Consider the following 9,608-nt stretch of genomic DNA (forward strand, 5'->3'; position numbering starts at 1 on the left):
TCTACTCTCCGATTCCCCTCATCGAATATTTCATGTAACTTTCGACAAAACATTTGTAATTCTGCTTTGCCATAGTTACCTGTCCCTTTTCAAGATAAATGTGTGAAGAATCATATCGTTCCACATATTTCATATTGATAAGATATGCCCTGTGGGGACGGAAAAAGCTTTCTCCAGCCATATCCTGCAATTCAGACATTTTGCCATAGTATTCAATGTCATCTGTAGTCGTATGAATAACGATTTTGCGGTTAAATACCTCAGCATATACGATATCATCAAGGTACACTCTTGTATGTACTTTCCCATTGGTAACAGTAATGCTTGCCCGTCCGGCGTTGTCTGCTTGAAGTTCCTGGATTCTTTCTTCCGCTTTTCTTAACACAGCTTCCAGTTTTTCATCATCAACCGGCTTTACAAGATAATTAAGCGCATCTACATCAAATGCGTCATAAACATATTCCTCTGCCCCAGTCACGAATATTATCTGGACTTGAGAATCATTTTTTCTTAACTGCCTTGCCGCCTGCATGCCGTCCATGCCCGGCATCTGGATATCAAGGAGTAAAATATCCAGACGCATCGAACACAGAAGAAGGTTGTCACAGCTTGAAAATTTAACAATTCTTGCCTGTGGCATTAACCTTCTTACTTTGTTTTCAAGGATATCCCGAATTCTGCTCTCATCATCGCATATACCTACAATCATTTTCCTGCTCCCATAACTATTTCTAAATATATCGGCATAACCCTGAAGTAATTAAATGAGCATATTAAAATGTTTATAGTTCTGCTCATTTTCTATATCAGTATCTGTCAAACTCTGCTTAACGGAATTGATATCCCCGCCTGCCTGAATTGTGTCAGACATTTCATCAGCAGACTCCGCTGTCTTTTCAGCAGATTCTGCCATCTTTTCTGCAGACTCGTCAGTCTTTTCACTAAGATCATCCATAATCTCAGACAGTTCACCCTTATCTTCATCTTTTCCTGCTGCCTCATCAAGCGCATCTTTTCTTCTCTCTTCCGGAGTCTTTGGCTTGTTCTTCTCTGCAGCCTTGGCAATCTTTTCTGCTCTCTCCTGTGCCTCATCTAATACATGAAGCATTTGTGAGCTGTTGTATTCCTGCTTGGCAGCTTTAATCTCATCCTCATAAGAATGAAACATTTCCAGCTTCTTGGCAATTTCTTCAACAGTCTGTGCCTCTGTATTCTTGAGATTCTGCTTCTGTTTCTCATAGAATTCGATTTTACCGTCACGCTGTGCCTGTCTGTCCAACCGGTCTTTTGTACTCTTTAGCATTCCCTGATTTTGCAAGCCAAACATCGTTTTCCCTAATAAACTTAACGAATAATTCATGTCAAATCTCCTTCCTGGCTATACATACATGTCAATCAAACTTCTTTATCAATCTTGCCTGAGGCGATTGACGCTGCTGTCTTTGAGTAATATGTACCTTTACTTGTGTATGAACTTCCTGCTCCGTTTGAAGCATTTGATATAGCTGACGCCTTCCTTGATACATTTCCTGCAAATGAATTGTACCCGTTAAATATTGATTTTAATGTGCTTTTATCAGCCTTTTTTAATGTGTCTTCATCTAATTCCAGCTTATTACCTTTTGCGATTGTAATGCCTGCCTTAGATAACAGTTTTGCATTTTTGCCAGTCATTCCTGTAAGCCATGCGGCATTTCTTAATACAGATTTATTATTAGATTCTCCTGATTCACTCACAACATCATTGTAACTTTCGATAAATGATTTAACAGCTTTAACAATTGTGTCATCATCTTTATCAAAAAGCTCCGAATCATTAAGCTTATCTGCTGCCACCTTTAATGAATCCGCACTTGAACCCATAAGAGTTGATTTCTGTACAGTATCCTGTTTTGTAGTTGACTTTTCAGTATCCTGCTTTGCATAATATGCCTTCATCAGTTTCTTATAGCTTCCATTTCTGATTGAAGCATAATCTGATAAATAATTAGCTGTTCCCACTGATGAATTAGATGCTGTTCCAAATAACGCTGAATAATCAATATTACTATTATATTTACTTGAATAATCACTAAAACTATTAATTCCTGACATAAATTTATCCCCCTATAATCTTATATCAATCTTTTTATAAATGTTCTGGCTATCAGGTTCACTACTGTCCTGTGTGCCGTCTTCTTTTACTTTTTCACTGTCATGTTCAGTCTTTTTGCCGTCTGCGGACCTGTCTGTTTCATTATCAGACTCTCCTGCTTTGCTGATTGATTCCTTTGCATCTGCAAGTGAAGACATCTGTGCCTGTGCTGCCTGCTGTGCCTTTCCCTGTAAATCAGCAAGTTCCTGTTCTTTCTTCTCAGTACTTGAGCCTCTTCCTTTGTCCATTGCTATTTCTGACTCAAGAACTCCGGCTTTTCCATTTATCTGTGTGGCAACACTTCCCTGCACCTGTGCCTGTTTCATTGCTGAATCTGCTGAAATCATAGCAGACATTTTGCCCTGTGATATTCCACCCACCTGTCGCTTTGAGCCCTTATTTTTTTCTGTATCATCATAATCAGCGCCAGTCAGCTCATCAACAGAATTACTGCTCTTATTCTGCTGTTGTTTTCTAAGTTCAATCTGATGCTGTCTTAACTGCTGTGTCAGGCTGCTGATTTCCTGCTGAATCTCCTGCCTTTTCTTCATCTTCTCTTCTAATGAAAGTTCCTGATTAGAAGATAGTTCCTGTAATTTTTTCTGTGCATTTGCAATCTGATTCTTTAAATTTCTGCTAATAGAATCCATCTGCATATTTCCACCAATACTGTCCGACCTTTTGCAATCCGTTGCATTTCCGACACCATTAACTGTCATAGTCATTATCCTCCTTGATATATTTTCTTTATAAAAATGTCGGAATAATACTTTTTCTTATATATTCAGATGTTGTGAATTGACCTTTTTTCGTTGTGAAGCGACTGAGAAAATCAAAATGCCCTGCTGCTGGTTTTTGCCAGTTGCAGAGCACTTTTATTTCACCATATTTCAATTTTATCTTTATTTTCTAATATTGACTTTCATTAACAGCTATAGTATTATCCTTTCATAAAGGAAATGGGTTTTTGTCTGGTAAGCGATTAATCGCCGAGAGAGTTGCTCGTTTCTTTTTTTATGTCTATAACATCATATAGATACATCCTCCATCATTTGAATGCCTTATTAGCACAGAGGTATGAAATATATTATACCTTTCCACTTTACCATTATCATCATATACAGGAAGAGCAAATTTTGAATCATATCTATACCAACCATTTTTGCCATCTCTTCTATGTTTATCTTCATTATTCTCTCTAAAATGCTTTCCCACAGCAATTTCAATAAGTTCAGGAATACCTGTTGCAGCATTTGCCTTTGCTTTAGCATTTGTTCCTTTAATACTATTTGTATATTTTGAGCCAGTATATTCTTTAGGTAAGTCTGAACCAATATAAACCACATCACCGGTTGATACAATAGTATATATTTCACCAACATATTTCTTTATCTGGCAGCAAAAGTAATCTATCAATTACCGGATGAATAATTGCGGTTTCTGTAATCTGATTAATTGCACATAGCTTCTTCCCTGCATCTTTACTGGATGCTCCGCAGTGATAAACCAATTCTGTCTTCTCACCATAATCAAGTACAATTAACCTGTCATGACAATCGGGATTAGGCTTGATTCGAAGCGATGGATATTGATTTTGAAAATCTGTCACTAAAGATTTTGTAAGAAATCCTTTTCCACCTTTTCCATTTTCTGTGAACAAAACAGCCTCCACACCATCAGCCTTTTGAGAAAGATGTTGTAATGACTTTGCATTCATATAATCATCCACAACATAGATTGATTTCTTTGCTTGTTGATAGATTTCTATGTAAGCAATATCAGCCTCGAACTTCTGACCTTTATAAATCACAAAATTCTTCTTGTCTTTATCAGTAATAAAATTATCTGCTAAGATAGCCACATCTTTTTGAATTGAATCCATCTTATTCTCCATTCGATTCTGCCTCTCCGTTATCGTTCCAACCTTCGCTGTTAAAAGATTCATTTCATTTCTAGTAACAAACTGCTGATTCTGCCTAATATAGTGACGCATCTCCCTAAAAGTACGCATAATAAATATGCTCTGTTGTTCCGCTAATTTTCCACGAAGAACTGTTGCAAGCATATAAATTCCTTGCTCTGTAAATGCGTACGGTAAATATCTGCGTCCGCCTTCCTGACCAGCAAAAAAATTCTTTTTCCGTGAGGTCACAATTTGTGACCTCACGGAATCAATTTCACTATTAGATAGTTGAAACATAAAATCTTCCGGAAATCTTTCTATATTTCTTTTCTTTCTTTGGCTGATACACGCCCGAAAGAGAAAGCAGACTTTCCGATTTGTAGTCCTTGCCCTCGCATTTCAGATAAGTGGCATAGGACAGTAAATCAATGGCGGCTTCAAATAAATGCACGGTATCCGTCGGCTCTCTTGCCAGAAGTCGGAACGAATACCGCTTGTCGCTGCCCGATGCGTCCTGCTTGAAAGTGCTGCCGAGAGTGCTTCGCAGGGCGGCATATTTCGGTGTTCCGCTTTCGTCTTTGCCGATAAAAACAGCATTGTGATAATCGGCACTCTCATAGAGCGTACCGTCTGAAATACACTCCTGTATGAGTTGATAGTCAATACCACGCCAGAAAAGATACTGTATCACTCTGTTACAATCCTTATTTTTTGGCGGCAGGAGCAGGACTTTCGGTTCATCTTTCTTGGGAGCAGGGGGCGGCTTCCAGTCCGCCATCGCCTGCCCCATGAGAATTTCCACTGCTTCTACGAAGTCATATTCCTTGACCTTGATGAGATAATCGAGGGCAGAATAGCCGCCCCCCCCCCCTCGACCACCAATACCATTTGCCGTTGGAAATCTTTAAACTGTCGTGTTCTGCGGTACAGTACACATTACTTGTGCCTTTGACCTTAACGAGATTGCTCGGCTCAAACTCACGCAGATAGGATAACAGGTCAATCTGGCGTACCCGTTCAAGCACATCAGGGTCAATCTGCACATAGGGTCGGTTAGTTCTCAATGGATAAAATCACCTCCAGAAATAGAAAAAGCCAAGGGGCTTTTGCTAAATGAAAACCTCTCGGCTATGTAAAAACATTCTATTTTGTCAACTTCATTTCATTCTCATATATCTCATTAAATACATGTATTCCGTTCCATATATATTCAGACAACTTATTTTCTTTATCCATTACCACTAAAGATTTTATAAATTCCATTTTATCTTCCTGTGTTCTTGCTATGGTATCGCTATTTAAATTTAAGATTATAGGCAAATTTTGATTAAATGATTTCGTCACATCATATTTGTCTTTATTTAATTGCAACTGGCTAATTATTTCAATCGTAGTAACAATGTTATTTTCTTCAAATCCCAACAGCCGAGCTACATCTATTATTCCTGCATCATACTTCTTCAACTTAGAAGAAAGTTCATCTACTTCTCTTTTCAAAGTATGTACCGACAAAACCATAGTTGACATTATTCTTTCTATTCGCTTTACAAATGACCTCCATATATCAATCGTAACATTTTGCGGTTGAATTGTGTTGAATTTGGGTTTTGTACTGCTGTCAATAGAAAAAGCCCCAAACGCTGTCTGGGTTTTGCTACCGTCTATATGATACAAATATAGTTCAAATAGCAAAGAACGAACATCGTGAAAACACTCATTAGGAGATTTGCAAATTCTTACTCTATACGAAATCGTCTTCCAGAAATCAAACACAACATACCTATATCCGTCAACATCATCATACTGAAAAAAAGCATTTGTTCCTATTTCAGATAATTTATCCATTACAAAATAATAATTCCCATCAATTATGACATCAACAAAATCCCCGTCTTTATTGCCTAAGATATAATCTACTATTTCACAGTATTCTTCCTTAAATTCCTCTATGTTATTAACATAGCAATACCACTCGTATGCCATTTTTGCCATACTATGAATTGCATAAAAACCCAAAAAACTATCTGCTTCAATGGTTTTATGCACAATAACATCACTTATATCAACTGTTGATGCTTTCCCTTTGCTTATTTTCTCTATTCTTTCCATTGGAGCCATTAAAATTTTGTTTCCATTATCATCAGTTCCTGCAACAACATCTTTAGGTGCATACAAAGACTCTCTATTACTGATTTTTACATTATGTAGCTCTGTTCCATCAACTGATATATCTGCCTTATACTGAATTGGTTTTCCATCACGAGTCGTAAGACCTAAATGATTTCTGAAAAAATCCAAATCAGCTACAAATTTTTTCTCATAATTATCATTTGTAAATGCATTATGTGTTTTACAAACAAATGATTTGGTTAGCTTTGCTCCTGTAATTGCATAAGTTATAATGTCAGATGATGTTAGTTCTGCTTCTGAATTACAATAAATACATTTCATCGTTTATTTTCTCCATTCATCATTTTATCTCACATTGTCCTTATAAGGCTCACATCAAGCTTTATTTAGATAACTTTATCAAAAAATTATCCAAAGTATCATTCCATTTATCCAATCTTGAAACGCACTTTTTTAAGTTATCTCTGTAATTCACTTCATCTATACCTAATACTTCAAACATTATTCTTCGATATAATAAGCTCATTTTCAAAGCATATAAAACCGATTCCGCCCCATTAAAATACACACCCTTCTGTTCACGCTTAATATGCATTATTCGAACTCTACTATTGACTAACGCTGATAAAAACTTTTCATAGTCATTTGACAATTCCCTTTCGAAAATATCTACACCATATTTCGTAATCAATGCATCCAAACAGTTTTTAAGAGATGTCCCACGAGCCCCTGGTGTTAATGAAGCATAAAAATTAGTATGCTTTTTTACGATTTCAACAAGTGGCTCTGCTAATTCAATCAAAAATGCACACTTAATATCTACCGTCATTCCACTATTACTTAAAGAATAGAGATACATTTGATGCACCACATCTAATTCATCAAGCAAATTTTCCCATTTACAATACAAATCCGCTGTAATGATAGAGTCAAATCCAAGCATTTTCTCTATACTGTAGTTACAAAAATCAGCAGACATGAAATAAGATAAACGCCCCTTCATAAAATGTTCTTCACATGAATGTAAAATCTTTTCATCAACAGTATCAGACTTAGATAATTGAATTTCTGATAAAGAAATAAAAGCCCCATCAAACAGCATTAACAATCTTTCAATGCGTGAAAATAATGCATATAAATCAAATACAGAAACATCCACATCTGAAGTTATTGAAATTTTTCTGATTCCACATTGTTCTACATCAATATGAAAAGCCTTGTCTTTTTCTATATCAAAGCCAACCGCATGTGGACCATCTAACATTTTTTTATCATCTCTGAAAATAGCTACTAAAGATTTACATTTTGCAACTTGCTCCATAATATTTCTCCCTCGTACTTTGATTTACTACTTTGATTATACCATTCCATTATTAAAAAAGCTATTATGGCAAACTATATCATGCCCCTATACCTTTATTTATTTTATGTAAAAGCGGCATCAGCTCAACGCCAATGCTGCCCATTCTCGGTTATAAAATTCCTGCCTTTTTGAGATACCCAATGCTGTCATAGCACCCTCTGAAATAGATTGCTTCCTGCTGCATATCGCTGAGTTTGTTCCGAAGCTCCAAAACTTCTATCAAAGCCTTACACTCCTGCTCGGATAAATCGCTCGGTTTCTCCGTATCCAGAGCCTCCATCACTTTTGGATACTCCTTGTAGAGTTCCTCTATCCTTTCCTCTGTGGAACGGTATTCTGGATTTTCTTTGGGCAGCTTTGCGATAACGGAGCTTAGATATTCAGCAAAGATGTTGCTATTCACATCAACAAAGGTTTCAAATCTGAAATTATCAAGCACACCTTTCACCTCCGACATTTACTAATCTACACCTATTATACTTCCCAGAAATCAGCAATACAAATATGCAAACCACATTATCTCTCCCGACTTGCACATTTTCTTTCGGGCTGTTCTTCTGCCTGCTCTGGCTCGGTATCCATAACGGAAGTATCTTTTTCATTCAGATTCAGCTCAATGTTAAGAGCGTTCAGCCGTTCTGTTTTTTCTTTCAGCTCATCTTCAAAGGCAAAAGGCTTCTTGATTTCCTCCTTTGCGATTTCAAGCTGTGCAATAGTTTCCGCCTTTTTGGTCTTGGCAGCTTCCAGTCTGGCAGGGAGCTTTGACAGCTCATTTTCAATTCAAGTCAGATTTCCGAGAGCATCGGAGCCTAAATCCACCTTATGCTTTGCCTTTCCACAAAGGTTCATACAATAATGGGCGTTGACGGTATCATAATAAATCTCTATTCGGAAACCTCGATAGCTGCCGATTTCGGTAGCTGCGGACATCGGATAGTCCTTGCAGATTGCAAGGAGCATTTCGCCTGCAGCTGCCTTTTCGGTATAGGTCACGCCTTTTAGGGTCATCGGGCAAAACTTATCCTCACCCTGCGGCTTGTGCTGCTCGGCAAGAGCTGCATCATTTTCATAGCCCGCAATGCGTTTCTCATACTCCTTAATGGTCTGGGGATAGTATTTCAGCACTCTGTCCTCAAGGTAGTAATGCTCGGAAAGGTAACTCTGCTTTAACACTCGGAGCTTGGAAACCTGTATATCCAAATCCATCTTTTCCTTAAAACGGGCATCGCCTGTGGCAAGCATTTTAACCTCCGCAAAGGACAGGGCAACCTCGTCCACATCTTCGGCAGAACGGACAGGGCTTTTGCTCGTCATTATCTGGCTGATAAATTTCTGTTTGCTCTCCACCAACTGATAGAGGTAGGCATCAAAAGTCTGCTCGGTCACATAGCGGTAAACCTCCACCTCTGGGAACATGTTGCCCTGCCGTTCAATACGTCCATGCCTTTGTTCAAGGTCGGAAGGACGCCACGGACAATCAAGGTTATGGATTGCTATGAGCCTGTCCTGCACATAGGCAATGAGCTTTGCAATGCTGCTGACCGTTGGTACATTGTTTCTCTTTGCCGTAATGCGGACAGAACCACTGATAGCTACAGTGGAGCTGATTGTCAGCTTATTTCCAGACTTTGACACGCTCACGGCTCATTGCATTGATTAGCCTTACCTCAAAGCCCGACAGCTCAATGTTTGACGGAAGCAGGTCAACGCCCTCTCTGTGGTGGATAATCCCCTGTGAAACATCAAGCGTTTTATCGTCTATGATATTCTGCATCACAGTAGAGAGCGTTATGGGAATATCGTCTGGTCTGTTATAACCTAGAGCCATCGTGAGATTTGCCTGTGCATCAGCGTCAATCAGCAGGACTTTTTTACCCTGCTGCACCAGACTTACGCCCAGATTGACCGCTGTGGTTGTTTTTCCGACACCGCCTTTCTGGTTAGTCAGAGCAATCACTTTGCAATTTAACATAGATGTGTCCTCCTTTCACATAGATTTAGCCACTTTGTCAAGGTGGCTATGTAAACAGTACCAGAGAACGCAAAAAAGCCGCCTACTCTTAAAATCAATAAGAATA

10 protein-coding genes and 3 pseudogenes are annotated in these 9,608 nt (G+C 38.3%); all 13 read right to left on the reverse strand.

The annotated features are described in order from the left end of the window. Position 1: 1 nt before the first annotated feature. Positions 2–709 carry a LytR/AlgR family response regulator transcription factor gene (locus GKE48_RS08480; RefSeq protein ID WP_119212329.1) on the reverse strand — a complete coding sequence of 236 codons (708 nt, stop codon included), beginning with the start codon at positions 707–709 and terminating at the stop codon, positions 2–4. A 51-nt stretch (positions 710–760) separates the two neighbouring features. Beyond that, positions 761–1,360, reverse strand: a complete 600-nt coding sequence (locus GKE48_RS08485; RefSeq protein ID WP_187356173.1) for a hypothetical protein — start codon at positions 1,358–1,360, stop codon at positions 761–763. 35 nt (positions 1,361–1,395) lie between these two features. Next, positions 1,396–2,094, reverse strand: coding sequence for a hypothetical protein (locus GKE48_RS08490; RefSeq protein ID WP_119212328.1), 699 nt, complete (start codon positions 2,092–2,094; stop codon positions 1,396–1,398). 12 nt (positions 2,095–2,106) lie between these two features. Further along, positions 2,107–2,853, reverse strand: a complete 747-nt coding sequence (locus GKE48_RS08495) for a FlxA-like family protein (RefSeq protein ID WP_119212327.1) — start codon at positions 2,851–2,853, stop codon at positions 2,107–2,109. Positions 2,854–3,154: 301 nt separating this feature from the next. Continuing rightward, positions 3,155–3,550, reverse strand: coding sequence for a hypothetical protein (locus GKE48_RS08500; RefSeq protein WP_243138470.1), 396 nt, complete (start codon positions 3,548–3,550; stop codon positions 3,155–3,157). Beyond that, positions 3,507–4,145 (reverse strand): hypothetical protein, encoded by a 639-nt coding sequence (locus tag GKE48_RS08505; RefSeq protein WP_243138479.1) that lies wholly within the window; start codon positions 4,143–4,145, stop codon positions 3,507–3,509. The genes GKE48_RS08500 and GKE48_RS08505 overlap by 44 nt, the downstream gene beginning before the upstream one ends. Before the next feature lie 99 nt (positions 4,146–4,244). Then, positions 4,245–4,334: pseudogene (locus GKE48_RS15100) on the reverse strand (hypothetical protein); the annotation flags it as partial. After that, positions 4,318–4,839 carry a DUF3991 domain-containing protein gene (locus GKE48_RS15105; RefSeq protein ID WP_330583108.1) on the reverse strand — a complete coding sequence of 174 codons (522 nt, stop codon included), beginning with the start codon at positions 4,837–4,839 and terminating at the stop codon, positions 4,318–4,320. The gene GKE48_RS15105 and the pseudogene GKE48_RS15100, both read right to left, overlap by 17 nt. Before the next feature lie 341 nt (positions 4,840–5,180). Beyond that, positions 5,181–6,488, reverse strand: coding sequence for a hypothetical protein (locus GKE48_RS08515; protein WP_154300851.1), 1,308 nt, complete (start codon positions 6,486–6,488; stop codon positions 5,181–5,183). A 61-nt stretch (positions 6,489–6,549) separates the two neighbouring features. After that, on the reverse strand, positions 6,550–7,488 hold the full coding sequence (locus GKE48_RS08520; RefSeq protein ID WP_154300852.1) for a HEPN domain-containing protein: 939 nt from the start codon (positions 7,486–7,488) through the stop codon (positions 6,550–6,552). A gap of 151 nt (positions 7,489–7,639) precedes the next feature. Next, positions 7,640–7,987: a DUF6664 family protein gene (locus tag GKE48_RS08525; RefSeq protein ID WP_154300853.1), complete on the reverse strand. Its 348-nt coding sequence runs from the start codon at positions 7,985–7,987 to the stop codon at positions 7,640–7,642. Between the two features lie 59 nt (positions 7,988–8,046). Further along, a pseudogene (locus tag GKE48_RS08530) lies at positions 8,047–9,171 on the reverse strand (hypothetical protein); the annotation flags it as partial. After that, a pseudogene (locus tag GKE48_RS08535) lies at positions 9,161–9,502 on the reverse strand (ParA family protein); the annotation flags it as partial. The pseudogenes GKE48_RS08535 and GKE48_RS08530, both read right to left, overlap by 11 nt. Positions 9,503–9,608: the final 106 nt, after the last annotated feature.

It is taken from the genome of Lachnospira eligens (genome assembly GCF_009680455.1).
GTDB lineage: Bacteria > Bacillota > Clostridia > Lachnospirales > Lachnospiraceae > Lachnospira > Lachnospira eligens_A.

Excerpts from the sequence above, each read along its gene's own strand:
- GKE48_RS08480 (WP_119212329.1), bottom strand. The coding sequence starts at position 709 with ATGATTGTAGGTATATGCGATGATGAGAGCAGAATTCGGGATATCCTT.
- GKE48_RS08485 (WP_187356173.1), bottom strand. The coding sequence starts at position 1,360 with ATGAATTATTCGTTAAGTTTATTAGGGAAAACGATGTTTGGCTTGCAA.
- GKE48_RS08515 (WP_154300851.1), bottom strand. The coding sequence starts at position 6,488 with ATGAAATGTATTTATTGTAATTCAGAAGCAGAACTAACATCATCTGAC.
- GKE48_RS08525 (WP_154300853.1), bottom strand. The coding sequence starts at position 7,987 with ATGTCGGAGGTGAAAGGTGTGCTTGATAATTTCAGATTTGAAACCTTT.
- GKE48_RS08505 (WP_243138479.1), bottom strand. The coding sequence starts at position 4,145 with ATGCGTACTTTTAGGGAGATGCGTCACTATATTAGGCAGAATCAGCAG.
- GKE48_RS08490 (WP_119212328.1), bottom strand. The coding sequence starts at position 2,094 with ATGTCAGGAATTAATAGTTTTAGTGATTATTCAAGTAAATATAATAGT.
- GKE48_RS08495 (WP_119212327.1), bottom strand. The coding sequence starts at position 2,853 with ATGACAGTTAATGGTGTCGGAAATGCAACGGATTGCAAAAGGTCGGAC.
- GKE48_RS08520 (WP_154300852.1), bottom strand. The coding sequence starts at position 7,488 with ATGGAGCAAGTTGCAAAATGTAAATCTTTAGTAGCTATTTTCAGAGAT.